This window comes from Spongiibacter sp. C9W, assembly GCF_057370015.1.
Map to the genome: position 1 here is coordinate 563251 of NZ_CM170672.1, position 17114 is coordinate 580364.

At 56.1% G+C, this 17114-nt stretch carries 13 protein-coding genes; 3 read left to right on the plus strand and 10 right to left on the minus strand.

Annotated elements, in window-relative coordinates:
- Nucleotides 1–99 precede the first annotated feature (99 nt).
- The gene (locus tag AC2Q8J_RS02700; protein WP_372877486.1) at nucleotides 100–1950 is read left to right on the plus strand and encodes a cation:proton antiporter; all 1851 of its coding nucleotides are present in this window, start codon (nucleotides 100–102) and stop codon (nucleotides 1948–1950) included.
- 9 nt (nucleotides 1951–1959) lie between these two features.
- On the opposite strand, the gene AC2Q8J_RS02705 is transcribed toward AC2Q8J_RS02700, so the two are convergent.
- From AC2Q8J_RS02705 to AC2Q8J_RS02740, 8 genes are all read right to left on the minus strand, one after another.
- Nucleotides 1960–2403 (minus strand): nuclear transport factor 2 family protein, encoded by a 444-nt coding sequence (locus AC2Q8J_RS02705; protein WP_486452029.1) that lies wholly within the window; start codon nucleotides 2401–2403, stop codon nucleotides 1960–1962.
- A 103-nt stretch (nucleotides 2404–2506) separates the two neighbouring features.
- Entirely contained in the window at nucleotides 2507–3376 is an 870-nt protein-coding gene (locus AC2Q8J_RS02710; RefSeq protein WP_027872561.1) for an amidohydrolase family protein, read from the minus strand.
- Nucleotides 3377–3470: 94 nt separating this feature from the next.
- Nucleotides 3471–3890, minus strand: coding sequence for an HIT family protein (locus AC2Q8J_RS02715; RefSeq protein WP_486452030.1), 420 nt, complete (start codon nucleotides 3888–3890; stop codon nucleotides 3471–3473).
- Between the two features lie 2 nt (nucleotides 3891–3892).
- Entirely contained in the window at nucleotides 3893–4996 is a 1104-nt protein-coding gene (locus AC2Q8J_RS02720; protein ID WP_288363659.1) for an MBL fold metallo-hydrolase, read from the minus strand.
- 128 nt (nucleotides 4997–5124) lie between these two features.
- Nucleotides 5125–7287, minus strand: coding sequence for a xanthine dehydrogenase family protein molybdopterin-binding subunit (locus tag AC2Q8J_RS02725; RefSeq protein WP_288363657.1), 2163 nt, complete (start codon nucleotides 7285–7287; stop codon nucleotides 5125–5127).
- On the minus strand, nucleotides 7284–7790 hold the full coding sequence (locus AC2Q8J_RS02730; RefSeq protein WP_288363656.1) for a (2Fe-2S)-binding protein: 507 nt from the start codon (nucleotides 7788–7790) through the stop codon (nucleotides 7284–7286). The genes AC2Q8J_RS02725 and AC2Q8J_RS02730 overlap by 4 nt, the downstream gene beginning before the upstream one ends.
- Before the next feature lie 164 nt (nucleotides 7791–7954).
- Nucleotides 7955–8629, minus strand: a complete 675-nt coding sequence (locus AC2Q8J_RS02735) for a porin family protein (RefSeq protein ID WP_486452031.1) — start codon at nucleotides 8627–8629, stop codon at nucleotides 7955–7957.
- Nucleotides 8630–8704: 75 nt separating this feature from the next.
- The gene (locus AC2Q8J_RS02740) at nucleotides 8705–9976 is read right to left on the minus strand and encodes an ABC1 kinase family protein (protein ID WP_486452032.1); all 1272 of its coding nucleotides are present in this window, start codon (nucleotides 9974–9976) and stop codon (nucleotides 8705–8707) included.
- A 298-nt stretch (nucleotides 9977–10274) separates the two neighbouring features.
- On the opposite strand from AC2Q8J_RS02740, the gene AC2Q8J_RS02745 reads away from it, so the two are divergent.
- Both AC2Q8J_RS02745 and AC2Q8J_RS02750 read left to right on the plus strand, forming a co-directional pair.
- Nucleotides 10275–11966 (plus strand): VRR-NUC domain-containing protein, encoded by a 1692-nt coding sequence (locus AC2Q8J_RS02745; protein ID WP_486452033.1) that lies wholly within the window; start codon nucleotides 10275–10277, stop codon nucleotides 11964–11966.
- The gene (locus tag AC2Q8J_RS02750; protein ID WP_486452034.1) at nucleotides 11963–14251 is read left to right on the plus strand and encodes an ATP-dependent DNA helicase; all 2289 of its coding nucleotides are present in this window, start codon (nucleotides 11963–11965) and stop codon (nucleotides 14249–14251) included. The genes AC2Q8J_RS02745 and AC2Q8J_RS02750 overlap by 4 nt, the downstream gene beginning before the upstream one ends.
- A gap of 12 nt (nucleotides 14252–14263) precedes the next feature.
- Here the strand turns inward: AC2Q8J_RS02750 and AC2Q8J_RS02755 are convergent, their stop codons facing one another.
- Together AC2Q8J_RS02755 and AC2Q8J_RS02760 are read right to left on the minus strand one after the other, a co-directional pair.
- The gene (locus AC2Q8J_RS02755; RefSeq protein ID WP_486452035.1) at nucleotides 14264–14908 is read right to left on the minus strand and encodes an SOS response-associated peptidase; all 645 of its coding nucleotides are present in this window, start codon (nucleotides 14906–14908) and stop codon (nucleotides 14264–14266) included.
- A 121-nt stretch (nucleotides 14909–15029) separates the two neighbouring features.
- A complete protein-coding gene (locus AC2Q8J_RS02760; protein ID WP_486452036.1) occupies nucleotides 15030–17078 on the minus strand; it encodes an MOSC N-terminal beta barrel domain-containing protein in 2049 nt (682 codons plus the stop codon).
- Nucleotides 17079–17114 lie beyond the last annotated feature (36 nt).

A 17114-nucleotide genomic window follows, 5' to 3' on the forward strand; every position in this document is an offset into this window, starting at 1 on the left:
ATTTGTGCGTAGACGTTGATCGCTGTCGCGTCTTTACTGTCTACCTCGCTTCATGCCAATGTGGCGGGCTGTAACGCAAGTTTTTAATTTTGGTGGTTTATGACCCTTACTTTGGTCAGCATTCTGGTTTTAGGTATTTTCTGTCAATGGCTGGCGTGGCGGTTCCGCCTGCCGGCCATTGTACTACTCGCTGCGGGTGGCCTGATACTTGGCCCACTCAGCGGCTGGATCTCGCCGCTGGACGACTTTGGCGACGGTTTAAAAGCCGTTACCTCACTGTTTGTAGCGATCATCCTCTTTGAGGGGGGACTGAACCTTCAGTTCCACGAATTGCGAGAAACCGCAAAAGTTACGCGGCGACTCACGTCCCTCGGGGTGATTTTTGCGTGGCTGCTGGGCACCGCCGCCGCCCATTGGGTTGGCCAGCTCAGTTGGGGCGTCTCGGCGCTACTCGGGGCGATTTTAGTGGTCACTGGCCCCACGGTAATCATGCCGCTGTTAAAACACGCCAAACTAAACCGGCGCACCGCGTCTTACCTGAAGTGGGAAGGTATTATCAACGACCCCATCGGGGTGCTGCTCGCGGTGCTGGTTTACCAGTACTTGCTGTACTCGGGTGAAGGCCCAGCGATCGGCCACGTGTTAACCAGTCTGGGCCTGGCCATCAGCGTATCGCTGCTATTGGGCGGCGGCATTGCCTACGGCCTGGGAGTGAGCTTTCGTCAGGGCTGGATACCGGAATACTTGAAAGCGCCAGTAATCATCGCGTCCGTACTGGCGGTATATGCTCTGGCGGACTTGGTGCAGCACGAATCCGGCCTGCTGGCGACCACCCTGATGGGCATTGTGATGGGCAATATGCGCCTGCGCAGTCTGGATGAAATGCGGCGCTTTAAAGAGTATTTAACACTGATACTCGTGTCATTTTTGTTCGTGGTACTCACCGCCTCACTCACCATGGAATCCATTCGCGCGATACACCCTCCGCTGATATTTATGGTGCTGGCGTTTTTGTTTGTGGTGCGCCCTCTCGCGGTGTACCTGGCGACGATCGGCGCAGGCGGCGACTGGCGCGACCGATTGTTAATTGGCTGGATCGCCCCTCGCGGAGTGGTGGCGGCGGCCTCGGCAGGTGCATTTTCACCAGCGTTGATCGATGCCGGCTTTAGTGATGCTCAGTATCTGGTACCCGCCGTCTTTATGTTGATATTTGTGACGGTACTTGCCCACGGCTTCTCATTGGGACCCCTCACCCGCCTACTGAAATTAGGCTCGCCGGGCAAAGGCCGCATCTTGATTGTCGGCGCCTCACCGTGGGCCATAGAACTCGCACTGGAGCTGAAGAACCTAAAGCAGGATGTGATCATCGCCGACAGCGAGTGGGCGCGATTACAAACGGCCCGTCAGCGCGGTATTGAAACCTGGTTCGGCGAAGTATTGTCCGATATGGCCGAGGAAGCGATGGCGCTGGACAACATATACACCGTGCTGGCGGCCACAGGTAACAACCATTACAACTCCATGGTGTGTAACCACTACGCCCCCCATATTGGGCGCCACCGCGTTTTTCAGCCCCACGACAGTGGCAGCGAGCGCGAAAAACACCAAGTCCCCGAGACCCGTCGCGGAATCACTGCATTTTCAAGCAATGTATCCTACGCCGAAATGTGGACTCGGCTCATTCGCGGCTGGGGCTTTCGTAAAACCAGTATCACCGAGAGCTTCGACGAGTCCCAGTTTCTCAGCAGCCTGCCCGACGAGGCGGTGCAACTGGCGCTAATTCCGGAAAGTGGCAAGCTGGAGTGGTTGAGCAAATCCAGCCGCCGCCTGCAAAACGGCGACACAGTGATCAGCTTCGTGCCGCCGGATGCAAAGAAAGTGACGACTAAACCCGAAGTGGTAACCAGTACTAAGCGCGATGGCGGCACACCTGTGGACCTTCCGGCCTAGGGCTGTCTCTTACAAGGCCATAAAGTCGGGCACATTAAATACCCAGCTGCGCTCTTCACGGCGGCTGGAAATTTGCCAACCATTGTCGCCACGGCGGTATTCATCTACGTACCAGAGGCCCAGCATAAATACTTGGCTCTCTTCACCCAGTGGCATTTCCATCGGGTTAAAGCACATTACCCGCCCGGTTGCCCGGTCACCGTCAACGCGTATCTGAATGTTCGCGTTCAGGTGTTGGGTATTACTGAAAGCAGGCAGCGCTTCCTTCAAAAATGCGATTGTGGTCTCCACATCACCCACTGCGCCACCAAAAGCGCTGTAGTCTATCGCCGCGTCCGGCGTGAACACGTCACGCAGCTCGTCGGCCGCCTGCCGGTCGATAATATCGGCGTAATGGAATAGCAGGTCCTGTATTTCAAGGCGGTCAGAAATCTCTTGCAAGCTCAAGCTCACGGCAATGCCCTCTTATTGTTATCTTTAAAAATATAACGCCAGTACAACGAAAAACGGCAGTCTAGTGACTGCCGTTTTATCGCGCATGACCCAAGCGGGTGAATCAGTCGAGCTTGAACACACGGCGTGCGTTTTCGCTCAGGAACTTCGGCCATACTTCGTCTTTCAGCGGGACATTGGGCAGATCTTTGAAGATGCGGTCCAGTGACAGCCCCATGGGGAAGTAGCCCGCGTACATCACCTTGTCGGCGCCACGGGTGTTGGCGAACTTGATGATTTCTTCCGGGTAGTGCTTGGGCGCAAACGCGGTGGTCATGTAGTACAGGTTGGGGTACTTGAGCATGAGCTTCCACGCCAGTTTTTCCCAGGGCTCGGCGCCGTGACGCATGACCACTTTCAGCTCGGGGAAGAACCAGCAAATTTCGTCCAGCAGCTCCACTTTTTGCGGAGCCATGGGCAGACGCGGCCCGGGCACGCCCACACAGGGACAGAACGGAATATCCAGCTCTACCAGTTTGGCGTAGATCGGATACCATTTTTTGTCGTTGTAAGGCACTTGCGGACACAGGCCAGAGGCGAAGCCCGTAACGGCCTTAATGCCGTACTCTTCGTGCAGCCGCACGATTTTACGCACTTCTTCCATGCCGTTGTTGGGGTTGGCTTCGTAGCTGCAAATAAAGCGGTCGGGATGACGGCGCAGCGCTTCCTTGGCGACTTCGTTGTGGTCGTCGATGCCGGTCATGGCAATTTCGATATTGTGCTTATCCATCTGCTCGATGGTGTAAGCGATGTAATCTTCTTTCTTGCCGGTATCCGGAATGTCTTTAAACATGTACTGAGCGGGCATCTTGAACAGATTGCGGCTCTCTTCGTCCATCAGCAGTGGCTTCATAAACTCGTACCACTGGCTATTGTCTTCGCCGGGCACACTCAGCATCAGGTCGACTACCTTGACGTCACTGGGCATTGGCATGGCATGGCTCCTTGTTTTCGTTGTGTGCACACATTCTCGGGGCAAGGCATCATCGCCTCAATAGCATTAGACGCCAGCGCATGGACAAAATCGGTCAATTACCCGCGGCCAGCGCCTCACGTAACGCCGCCGCGTTAGCAGCTAATTGCTGAGAATCACCTTGGGCGCGACCGTGTATTTGAATGCTCTGCCCCGGAAACGCCGGAATCAAATGCATGTGGTAATGAAAAACGGTTTGCCCGGCAGCGGCGCCGTTTAACTGATGGACACCAATACCCTCTGCTTGGCAGTGCGCCTTTAAAATGGGCGCAAGACGACCGGCAAACTGATTTACTGCCGCCAGCAAAGTGTCTGACATGGTAAAAATGTCATCGTGGTGCTCATGCGGAATTATCAAGCAGTGGCCATTACTGGCCGGTGCGATATCCATAAAACACAGTAACTGATCATCGCGATACACTTCGTGGCAGGGAAGTTGGCCCGCAACAATTTGGCAAAAAATACAATCGCTCATTTCTATACCTCCATCGGGCCATCATCGGGCTGATGCGGGCAGCGCGAGTAAGGGCTGCCATCCGGGTCTAAACTGCTGTAGCGATAAACGCCGTGCTCGTCGAGATACCGCTGTAAGCGCCCCTGGTAATACAAGTAATGCAGGTGGGCAATGGACTCACCGAGGGCCAGCGTTAATTGGCTCATCTCGACCTTGCGCGCGAACAAAACATCGAAAAGCTCAATGGCACATTTGGGCTGTTCACAGGCCTTCTCCACAGCCGCCAAGTGCCCCTTGTGATGATCAATCAAATACTCCAAGCGGTAATGCACGCCGTAGAACGGCGCGTTATGGGCGGGCATCACTAAGGTGTCGGCAGGCAATGCTTCACGAAAGCGCGTGAGGGCGGCAAACCAGTCTGCGAGGGGGTTGGCCTCTGGCTCGCTGGGCATCACGCTAACATTTGACGTGATGCGCGGAATAATTTGGTCGCCGGAAAGCAGCAGTTTGTCGTCGGCAGAAAACAGACTGACGTGCTCTGGCGAATGCCCGCTGCCTGTCATTACCTGCCATCGTCGGCCACCAATCTTTAGCGTTTGACCGTCTCTCAGGCGCTGGTAGGCCTTGGGCATTGGCTCAACGATATTGCCGAAGCCGCGGAATTTATTGCGCATTTTCTCGATGACGTCTGCGGGAATGCCGGCGTTCTGAAAATAGCGCTCAGTGGTCCATTCCAGATCACCCTGCCCCATCGAGCTAAACACGCGCGAGCTGATATATTCGCCAAAGCTCATATACAGGGGCACGCGGTGCTCGCGGCAAAGCCAACCCGCCTGACCAATATGATCGGGGTGCATATGGGTACAGATAACCCCCTTGAGCGGCTTGCCCGCCATCGGGCCGTCGAACAATAGCTGCCAGCGCTCCTGGGTATCCCCTGTTTTCATGCCGGTATCGACGATATACCAACCGTCGCCGTCGTCCAGCACATATAAATTAATGTGATCCAAGGCCATGGGCAGCGCCATCTGCAACCAAAAGACGCCGGGCGCAACTTCAATCCACTCCCCTTTAGCAGGCGCCTGAGAGAAGGGATAACGAATAGGGTTTTGGGATTCGGAACTCATAGATACGGTCCATCGTTGCCGTGAAGAGAGGCAAAAACACCAGTTTGGCAGAAGATTGGCGAAGATGCAGCTAAACACGCCGCCAAAGCGGCGGCGGTTTAATTAGCCTTTATCAGTTCACTGCAGACTTAGCTCAAACGCAAAGGAAGCTCGCGCAGACGCTGCCCGGTCGCCGCAAAAATGGCATTGGCCAGCGCGGGTGCCACGGGTGGCGTACCTGGCTCACCGACGCCGCTGGGCGGGTTGGTACTCGGCAGTATATGAACGTCAATTTCTGGGGATTCGTTAATCCGCAGCAACTGATAATCGTGGAAGTTACTCTGCTGGACGGCGCCGTCCTCAAGGGTGATTTCGCCTTTCAAGGCCGCCGTCAAACCAAAGTTAATGCCGCTTTGCATCTGCCCAACGACGATATCCGGGTTAATCACTTGGCCGCAGTCGACAACACACGTCACCTTGTGCAACCGAATGCGCCCACCGTCAGCTGACACATTCACCACTTCTGCCACCACACTGCCAAAGGATTCATGCACCGCTAAGCCCTGATACTGACCGGCAGGCGGGTTACCCCAATCAGCCAGCTCAGCGGCCTTGCTCAACACCGCAAAGTGGCGAGACTCCGGATCCATATTGGCCAGACGAAAATCCAGCGGATTTTTGTTGGTTTGGTGAGCCAGTTCGTCGATAAAGCCTTCCATAAAGAACGCATTCTGCGAATGGCCCACTGAGCGCCAGTAACCCAGCGGCGCAGAGACATCCTGCATCACGTAGTTACTGCGCTTGTAAGCGAAGTTGTAGGGCGTGTGAATCAAACCTTCCGTTGCCGCGGGGTCTGAGCCCGCCGCCATGCTGCCAATGCCGTCGTGTACACCCGATGGCAACCAGCTCGGTAACAAACTGCGGGTCATCACCGGTAAAAACTGACCAAAAATACTCGGCGCCACCGCTTTGATCTGTACGCTGCTTACGCTGTCGCCATCGATGGTCGCGGCCATCAATGCCGTAGAGTTGGGGCGATAAAAATCGTGGCGAGTGTCGTCTTCACGACTCCATACCAGTCGCACAGGCTTACCAGAAAGTTGGGCAATACGCGCTGCTTCAACCACATAGTCATTTTGAATGCGTCGCCCAAAGCCACCACCTAAAAAGTGGTTATGCAGACGAATCCGCGAACGCTCGATCCCGGTGGCACGCTCTACCGCATCAAGTGCCAACTGCACACCCTGCATACCAGACCAGATTTCTATGCCATCGTCACTGGCAACGGCCAGCGCATTCATCGGCTCCATAGTGGCGTGTGCCAACAGTGGCACGTCGTAGAAAGCTTCAAAGCGCTCCCCTACCGCGGCACTTGCCTCGCCGACCTCTTCAACTTGTTTGCCTTCTTCAGTCTTTGCCAGCTCGTGACGCTGGGCGCGCAGTGCTCGGCTACTCACACCAGCCAGTGGCCCCTTGTTCCACTCAACGCTGATTTTGTTTGCCGCCTGGCGCGCTTGCCAATAATTACCGGCCAATACCGCCACGGCACCGTCGACTTCAAGCACCTGCTCAACACCGGGGCTGGACAAGGCAGCGCTGGCATCAAAGCTTTTTAAGCTGCCGCCAAAATGTGGACAGCGCACCAGCACGGCGCTCAGCGCGCCAGGATACTGGGCATCAAGACCGAAGTCGGCCTGCCCTGTCACTTTTGCCCGAGCGTCTAAGCGCGCATTGTGCTTGCCAATAAAACGGTAGTCGCGCGCGGCTTTGAGCGGCACCTCCTCGGGTAATTCTTGTTGACGAGCCCGATCAATCAGGCTGGCCGGCTTAACCTCTAAATCACCGATATAAACATTTCCATCGCGCAACATCACTGTTGCAATATCCACGCCCGCCTGCTCCGCCGCGGCGCTGCGCAGCAAATACGCAAGGCTGGCGGCAGCTTTACGCAAGGGCTCAAAACTGGTGCGAATCGATGAGCTGCCACCGGTAAGCATTACGTAGAAATCGGGGTCGATAAAATCCGGGTGGAATTGAGCTTGTTCGATATGCAGCATGCTTGGCGGCATATTCAGCTCTTCGGCGGCCATCGTCGCCATTCCTGTGTAGGTTCCCTGACCCATTTCCGATTTGTGCAGCTGCAAGGTTATCTGCCCGTCGGGACTCAGCTGCAAAAACGCATTGGGTTGAAGGTCTGCTGACGCGGCATGCGGCAGCGGCGTTGGCCCGCAACCGGTGAGATTAACGCCTAGAACCAGAGACCCGCCGACGGCGGCACTGCCTTGGATAAAACGGCGACGACGAATACTCATGACGCCACCTCCGCATTATTTGCCTGGGGGTCATAATGTTGCACGCCCGCCGCCGCAGTGTGAATCGCCGCGCGAATTTTTGAATACGTACCACAACGGCAGATATTACCGGACATGGCCGCATCGATATCGGCATCGCTCGGTTGCGGATTGCTTTCCAACAAGGCCACCGCCGACATAATTTGACCGGACTGGCAATATCCACACTGGGGAACATTGTGCTCGATCCACGCTTCCTGAACCGGGTGGAGGCCACCCTGCTCGTCAACCAAGCCTTCAATCGTGGTGATTGCCTGGCCTACGGCCCCCTGAACAGGGAAGCTACAGCTGCGAATAGGGTTGCCGTTTAAGTGCACCGTGCATGCGCCGCACAGCCCCATGCCGCAACCGAACTTGGTGCCGGTCATTGCCAGCTCGTCGCGAATGACCCATAACAGCGGTGTGCTCGGGTCAACATCAAGTTCAACGGCCTTACCGTTTAGCGTAAATGCCAGACTGGTCATATTTTCTCCGTACTAGATCTGCATGCTCAGCAGCGAGCATACGACTATTTTTTATAACCGACGATTATGGAGAAAAGATGCTGACAACCCCATTACAGCTTGTTCATAATTCGCAGAACATGCAGCGAAAATGCATTATTATCGAGTTACATAGCCGTAACTTCCTAGAAGCTCATCACCACATCCAGTGACAACACATCGGCTGCTGACTCAAAGGAGCGGCGGTCATCTTCTAGAGGATAGTAGTCATAGGAAAGCGATACCGCAGCGGCGGGCGAGAACGCCATCATAAAGCCAACGCCCACATAGGGGTCGCTACCCTCAAGGGTGAATTGGCCGCGGCGATCGCTGTCGTCGACCCAGCCCTCCATTGTCCAGCCATACATCCCCGCTCGGAAAAAGGCCGACGCCGGTTCTGACATCGGCGTATGAAAGCGCACACCGAAAAACGCACCGTCTATGTCGCCATCGATCGCAACCGGCCCCGGCGCATAGCCATTATTTAACACCTGGCTACCGTCGGACTGCGCTCTGGCGCTGAGCTCACCCAAATGCGCGTAACCCAACTCCAGCGACAGCGCCTCACTGAGCACAACCCCAAATCCAAAACGCCCAGCGGTAGACTGGTTATCCACCTCGATACCTCTCAGTGAGCCGTCGCCAAAACTGTAGCGAATATCACCGGCATCGGTGGTGAACTCAGAGGCTCCCAGGCCTCCGAATAAATAAAAATTGGGAGAGCGGCTATAAGAAGAATAATGCCCGCCAGCGTGGCCGGCCGTCGCAACACCTGAGGTAGTAGAAAGTAAAAGCGCCCAGCCCATCAGTTGTGGCTTCATTGCAGTACTCCAAGAGTGAACAGTGAAGCCAGTGTGGCGCGCTCAGCCTGAATCGAGCCTGAATAACGACCTTAGCTAGTGGCGCCGTTTTGCAATTTCCACAATGCGCTCACGTAAATCGACTTGCGCTTCCAGCCTGCGCAGCAACCAGTAGCCGCCACTGAGAGAACGAGCGACGAAGGCCAGGTCAGGAACCGGCTTAAATTGCCCCCATACCGGCAGTGCGCGCCGCGCGATCGCCCGGGCGTCGGTAATAAAACTCGGATCTGCAAAATCGAATGGCGGCTCGACAATCATCCGCTCATGCAAAAATTCGGTGCTTTCCGTGTATGCGCGCTCCAGGCCAGCAGAGGGCTGACGGCCCGGCTTGGCCAAACTTCCCATCTCACCCAGCGATTGATGCAGCGCCGCCATATTGCGCTCAACCACCGCACGCACTTGCTCGGCAATCAGTTGTTGGTCTTTGCGATTAACGCGCTTCACGCAACCAAAATCGAAAACAACAATGCTGCCGTCTTCGCGGAAACTGTAGTTACCGGGGTGCGGATCGGCGTGGACAATACCGTGATCAAATATCTGCGCCACCATCCAGTCGACATAGCGCTCACCAATGCGATTGCGCACAGCCTGAGGCCAGCGTTGCGCCACCTCAATGCCGCTACCGCTGACAAACTCCGTCACTACCACCGATGGACTGCAGAGCTCAGTGACGACATCGGGAACGATAATGCCATCGCGATTTGGCAAGCCGGCAAAAATTTCTAAATGTTCTCGCTCACGCTGGTAATCCATCTCCTCGGCCATCCGCTCGCGAACCTCTTCCAGCACGGCCTTCAGGCTGGCGCCATCAAAGGGCAAAATGCCCGCCATCCGCAGTATTCTGCCGAGGTTATTAATATCAGCGTCCATCGCCGCGGCAACACCGGGATAGCGTACTTTTACCGCCACTTTGCGCCCGTCGCGAAGTGTTGCCACATGCACCTGACCAATCGAGGCACTGGCCAGTGGCGCGTGTTCAATCTCTGCAATCAGTTGCCACTGATGCGCTGACCACTGTCCATCAAGCACTTCCCGGATGTTCTCCCAGGGCAACGGCGCGGCATCGGCCTGCAGCCGCGCCAACTGCTTCGACAACTCCGGGGGCAGCACATCGTGATACTGGGATGCTAGCTGGCCAAGTTTCATTGCCGCACCTTTAAGCTCCCCCAGGGTTTCGTACCAGTCGCCTCCTACCCGCGCCCAGTGTGCCCCCGCATCTGATCGGGTAACGGTGCGCACAATGCCGCGCCCTAAGGTACGCGCCCCCGCCGCCAGGATGCGCCGCCCGCGCTTTGTAGAATTCGGCAATGCCATTTCCCTCCGATATAGGTTGGCGATATCCCAACACCGATAAAATTCACCCGCCACGGCGGTGATCACATCACTACTGAGCCGTTTGTTACGGTATACGATGTTACAGCGCGGATTTGGATTACGGTTTATTTAATCGCCCCACAGGCGCGCGGCTGCATTCCCGCCCGCTCAGGTCTATCACTGTACACCCGTACAGTACAAAATGTATGATGAGCGAAGATCGATCAACGCAGTATCGCCAGTCGCTTTCCTCTAACTGCTAAGGCCCCTGCTTCATTCACAAACACCCTCTATGAAAACAGCGCCCCCGGATAAACGCCATCACAACGCAGAAATTCAGCGCGCCTCGCTGAACGATCCGCTGTACTACCTGGCGAATCTGGAAACGGTTATTCACTGGGTACGCAGCCACCACAGTGACTTATTGGAGACGGCAGAACGATCGATACTCGACCAGTTTATCGCGCTACCGAAGCACAGCCGCGCATTACTCGCCAGACTAAGCATGCGCAGTGGCACACTATTTCGTGGCGACACGCTGCGCTATCGAGAGATTCCGTCTATCGATGACGCGCTACGGCCACTGGTCGACGCTGGCTGGGTGGCGCTAAACCCGTCTATAACGGCCAACGATGTTTACAAGCTGTGCCGCCGAGCGGAATTACTGCAATTACTGACCAGCCGCGGCGTTGACTGCCCACGAACACTGCGCAAAAGCGAGATGCTGGCGCCTCTGCAAACCCTGGTTGCCGATCACTCCGTACAAACCATGCAGCAGTGGTGGCCCGAGGGCGCTATTAACACGATCAGCCTACTTCGCGACGCGCTATTGCAGCGAATTCGATTGATGTTCTTCGGCAACCTCTACCAAGACTGGTCGGAATTTGTGCTCGCCGAGCTGGGCTATCAGCGTTACGAGGCCGTGAGCTTCACGCCAAAATCACGCGCGTTTTCAGACCGCAATGACGTCGACGATTACCTCGACATCTACCACTGTCAAACTGCCCTGGCAGAGGGCGTTCCCGTCAATGAGCTTCAGGTGCCTGGTCCCAGCACAAATAGCTGGCTGGAACACCGCCGACAAAAACTACTCTTTCAGCTCGCCCATCACGCTGAGCGCTGCGGTGATATCGATACCGCACTGCAGCTCTATCGCGACAACCCCTTGGAAGAAGCACTGGTCAGGCAGTTTCGCGTGTTGGAAAAATCCACACCCTCACCCGAGCAACTGCTGCCGCGTTTGGATGCGTCACTTCACAACGTGCAGCGCCCGGAAACTCGACTGCACTTACAACGGATTCAGCATCGCCTTCGGCGCAAGGCCGGTCAGCCCAGCCCGACGCGCCGCGTGCAGCCTATTCCCAGCCAGACCCTGCTATTGCGTCAATCTGAACACAGCGTTGAGGTCGCAACGCTAACCGCGCTTACCGAAAATAGCGCGCTTACCGGTTTCTACATTGAAAACACCTTATTCACCGGGCTTTTTGGATTGCTGTTCTGGCCGGTGTTATTTGAACCATTGCCCGGCGCCTTCTTTCATCCTTTTCAGGCCGGCCCCGCCGACTTGTTTCGAGCCGATTTTGTCACTCGCCGACAAACACTAATCGACCAGCGTTTACGCTTGCTCGAAACCAAGGCCTATCAGCAGGAAATATGGAAAATCTGGCGGGCCAAGCACGGTATTTCCTGCACGTTGATACACTGGCCGGCAATGAGCGAAGCGCTGGTCCAAGCGGCGCTACGCTGTATTCCTGCCGAGCATTTGCGCATCGTTTTCCGCCACCTACTCAGTGATCTTCGCCACCACCGGCGCGGTATGCCGGATCTGGTGTTATTCGATACCGCCCAATGCCGCTATCAACTGATTGAAGTCAAAGGCCCCGGCGACCGCCTGCAAGACCATCAGCGCCTGTGGATTGAAACCATGCTTCAGGCCGGTTTGCCCGTATCCGTTGCAGAAGTCGATTGGGAGAGCAAATCATGATCGAGGTATCGGTGCGCAACCTCTGCGAATTTGCCGCGCGAAGCGGCAGCCTGGAGTTTCGCTACACCCCCGCACCGAGCGCCGATGAGGGCATTATCGGCCACCTCACCGTTCAACAACGCCGGCCCGATCCCTATGTCGCGGAATACCGGTTAACCGGGGAGTGCGAGGGCATTGCGATAAGCGGGCGCGTAGACGGCTACTACGCTAACCCCGACAAATGCTATCTGGAAGAAATTAAAACGCATCGGGGAAATATCAACCGCATTGGACCCGGGCGGCGAGCCTTACACTGGGCGCAGCTAAAAGTGTACGGCGCCCTACTGTGCATGCGCGACAAACGCGACAATATCGACCTGCGGCTCACCTACTTTGAAGTCCGCGACGAACAGGAAACGCCGGACACGCAAACCTTCGAGGCCGCGTCACTGACCCAGTTTTTAACCACACTTTGCGACCGCTATCGGCACTGGGCGGAAAGTGAAACCGCACACCGCCACGCGCGGGACGAGGCCCTCGCGGCACTGCGTTTCCCCTACCCGGACTTTCGCACCGGCCAACGGGCACTGTCCGAAAACGTGTACAAGGCCGCAAGGCGCGACAGGCCACTGTTACTCCAAGCGCCGACCGGTATCGGAAAAACCGTCGGTGTTTTATTCCCGGCACTAAAGGCTATGCCGGCCAGCGACCTCGATCGCGTGTTTTTTCTGAGTAATCGCAATACCGGGCGCCAGCTCGGCTTAGATGGCCTTCGCAGCATCCTCGACCACCAAGACGCCACCGTGCCCCTGCGATTCGTGGAGCTCTCTGCGAAAGAAGCCAGCTGTGACCATCCAGACAAAGCCTGTCACGGCGATTCCTGCCCCCTGGCCAATGGTTTTTTCGACAGGCTGAGCGCGGCGCGCCAGCAGGCGACCCAGACGCGCTGTCTCGACCAAACAACGCTTCGCCACATTGCCGCAGAGCACGACATTTGCCGCTACTTTCTCGCCCAGGAAATGGCGCGCTGGTCAGATATTGTGGTGGGCGATGTGAATCATTATTTTGATCAATTCGCCCTCCTCTACAGTTTGGCCCAGCAACATCTATGGCGAGTAATGCCGGTGGTCGACGAAGCCCACAACCTTATCGACCGGGCCCGCGGCATGTACAGCATGGAGCTTTCCGAGGCCGAGTTACTTTACACCGTGCGCAAGGTTCCGGCACCGCTACTCAAACCGCTCTCTGAGTTGGAAACCGCCTGGGCCGCGTTGATTCGCCCCTATCTTGAGGACAGCGAGTTCGAACTTCACCACCAATACTATCTCGACGAGGTGCCGGAGGCGCTCAATAGCGCGCTGTACAGTGTCATTGCCGCCATTACCGACTACCTCACTGACCACCCGGCCGCCGCCGATGTACAGCAGGTACTATTCACCGCCCTCGCCTTTCTGCGCCTGGCTGACAGCTTTGCAGACCACTCCCTTTGTACGCTCAGCTTTGAAACCGTAAGTGGTAGTCTTCAAGCCAAGCGGGGAAGTGGCAAACTGTGTATCGACAACCTCATTCCCGCCGACCATTTGCGGCCTCGCTTTGACGCCGCCGCCTGCACCGTGTTGTTCTCCGCCACCCTGTCCCCTCCTCAGTACCACCAAGACCTGCTGGGACTACCCGCCGATACAGTTTTTAAGGATGTGGAGAGCCCATTTTCTCGCGAGCAAATAGACCTGAGACTCATCACCTCAATCAACACGCGTCAGCAGCAGCGCCAGCACTCACTCGCGCCAATTTGCGACCGTATCGTGCAGCAAATGACCGCGACCCCCGGCAATTATCTGGTGTATGTCAGCAGTTTTGACTACTTGAATGCCCTGTTTGAATACCTGCGAGAGCACGCCCCTACATTGCGGCTATTGCGCCAACGCCCAGGCATGCCTCCCGCTGAAAGAGACAGTTTCATTACTGAGGTCAGCGACGCCACCCCCAGTGTCGGGTTCGCGGTATTAGGCGGGGTGTTTGGCGAGGGCATAGATTTACCGGGCGAACGGCTGATCGGCGTGTTTGTTGCCACCCTCGGCCTTCCTCCCCACAACGACCTGTACGAAGTTCTCCGGCAACGGCTTGAAGCGCGCTACGGCCGCGGTTATGACTACACCTACCTCTACCCCGGCATACAAAAAGTGGTACAAGCGGCAGGGAGATTGATTCGCACCGAGGAGGATCGCGGCGTTATCGAGTTAATCGATGATCGCTTTAGCCGGCCCGCAATCCAGGCATTACTGCCCCAGTGGTGGGGCCTGCGTTGACCGCCATGAATACTACGGTGTGAAAGAATCGGGAAAGACCTTCAGCCGGGCATTATTGAGTTGGGGATCAACCGCCCTGGCTAACAGCCGAACACTTGCGCCGGCCACAGCCGCCAGCACGTCTTGTGGCGTGAGCCGGTGGTCGAGCGAGTGGTTTATTTGCTCGCCCGATAGCATAACCGGCATACGCGGGTGATAGCGGGTAAAATTGCTATCGGCAGGCTGCGTGAGCACCGATACCGACAGTAATTCCCCGCCCCACTCCTCCCAGATAGCCGCTAGTGCCAGCGGCTTTGGGTCACCGGTAAAATAATAGGGCTGCTTCTTACCCGCTACCGTCTGCCATTCCATGAATGCTGACGCCGGAACAATCCCACGCCGGTATTTGAGCGGCCCCTTGTAGGCCCTGCTTGTCTGTACCGACTCGATCCGGGCGTTGAACATCGCAAACTTCGTGCTTGGCCCGTCTGACCAACTTGGCACCAACCACCAACGCATAGGGCTGATCGTCAACTGTCCCTCTAGAAAATGCACAACGGGCACTGCCTCAGTAGGTGCCACATTGGGCAACGACGGCATTTTAAAGTCATTAAACCCCAGTGCTCTGATTAACATTTCAACCGACGCACTGTGTTCAAAAAACAAGCGACCACACATTAGAGCTACCCAAACAACGCGGCCGCGCTCAGCCAAGCACAGCCGCAATTCTTAAAACACGCTTATTGTAATCGACAACAAGCCAGAGCGGTGCTCTTCGCAACCCTACATTGACGGCAACTTACAGCGCTAGCGTTAAGTCCGACTTTGGCCTCGCTGAGCAAAGTAGGATTTTGTTTTTGCCTCCCGGCGGTTGAACGTCGTCGGGATAGCTGACCTCGCCGGAAAGCAAGGTACACTCGCAAGCCTGGCAGGCGCCGTAGCGACAGCCCGAATTGGCATCAATGCCCTGCTCTTCGGCAAAGCTAAGCAAACTCTCCTGTGAAGGGTTCCAGTTTACTGTTTGCTCGCTCTGGCTAAAGTGGATGCGATACGCGGTTTGGTCGCCGTCATCGACGCCAAGGCTAGCACCGAAACTCTCGAAGTGCAGACGTTCTGAGGCAATTCCGCACGCTAACAAGCCATCGTGGAAAGCCTTACTGAATGCCGGTTTTCCGCAGATCAGAACGTCATATTTGTCGACATCAGGTAGTGCAGCGCACACTCTCTCAGGGGTCATGCGACCCGCATGGCTGTCAACAGGCCGCTCACCTCCCTGCCCGGTCACATAAAGCTGTAAGTGGAAATTGGTTAATTGCTGCTTCAGCGCCTCGAGTGCACCTTGGAAAGCAAAATCCTGCGGGTCGCGAATGCCATGAAATAAGTGCACATCCCGTTCGGGGTTTTCTTTAGCGACACTCTGAAGGATCGATAGCATGGGCGTAATACCGATGCCGGTACTAATTAACGCGAGAGGTTGGGAATCTGTCGGCACGGCGCCAAACTGCCCATTGGGATCTTTAACCCCCACCCTATCACCAACGGCGAGTTGATCATGCAGCCAGCCGGAGCCTCTGCCCACCGCCGGTTCATCGCTCACCATGCCGACTTCGCGCTTCACGGATATGCGAAAACTGTCCAATTGATGGCCGGGGCTGGACAGCGTGTAGGGCCGATAAACCAGGCCGCCATCAAGCTGCGGTATGGCCAGCACGATATGCTGACCGGGTACAAAGCGCGGTAGCTTGCTGCGCTCCGGGTCTTGAAACCACAGCGAGATAATATCGCTGGATTCTTGCTCCCGTTTAACCAGAGTAAAAGGATGGAATCCCCGGGGATAAGGCGATTTTAGCGCGGACGACGGATCGCGCTTCTGCTCCTGCCACTGGGCAATACGATTCCCTGCCTTAACGACCTGCGACTTGACTCGACGCCCAACGTCATCAAACCAGACGTAAAGTTTTGTGCTTGCCTGGTCGACCAGCTCAACGCTATCACCGAGCTGAATCCCCGCGCGGTTACGCGGGCTCGCATACGCCCCCAGGTGCTGACCGGCATGCCGCATCACCGTGAGGGGAACATTGGGGTCTTGGTGAATACCAGGCTGCTGCGTGCCGGGCATAGAACAGCGGATAGTCGGGTGATTACAGCGAATGAGGGCATCGCCGATACGCAGGTCACGGCCGCGCCAGCTGTTCTCCACTATGCCCGTTAGCTCGGGGTTCGTTTCGATAACAAAACTCGGCCGGTAGCGCTGGGAGCAAAAGTTTCCCTCAGGGTAAATGGCATTCATGCTATCCAGCGCGGCAGTTGTGATGAAATGCAGCGGATAGACATCGTAGAGCGCACCTGGCGGTGTTGTGTACTTAGACAAATTGGTGAGTACTTTGAGCGAAAACCAAGAAAAATCCGGGTCTGGATCATCCGCTGCCATGCCCAATATATAGCGGATTTCTCGCGGGCTCATCGGCTGAGTCAGGCGGTAGGCAGCCTTATCTCGCGCAGCCGGTCGCGGTATCAAGGTGACGCGTTTGCCGAGATACATCGACAAAATCGCCGACGCATAGGGATCATCAGAGCTCACGCGGCGCCCATCTGGAAATTCGATCTCTACCCGCGACGCCGCCACCGGGCCAAAACCGGTGGTCGGCTCAGTGAGATAGCGGGCCTTTAGCATCATTAGCTTGGGAATACGCCGAGCAGTGGCAATCTCATTGGTCTCGTCATCGCGGATCGCCCAGGTGCGATCATCTGCAAAGCCCGCATAGTCAATGTTTGCTGCGCTGATGCGCTCACCGCCCATCGACTTCACAGGAAAACGCCATATTTCCTTAATGGTGCCTACATGCATTTTTCACCCATACCCTCAGAGAATCACCGACCGTTT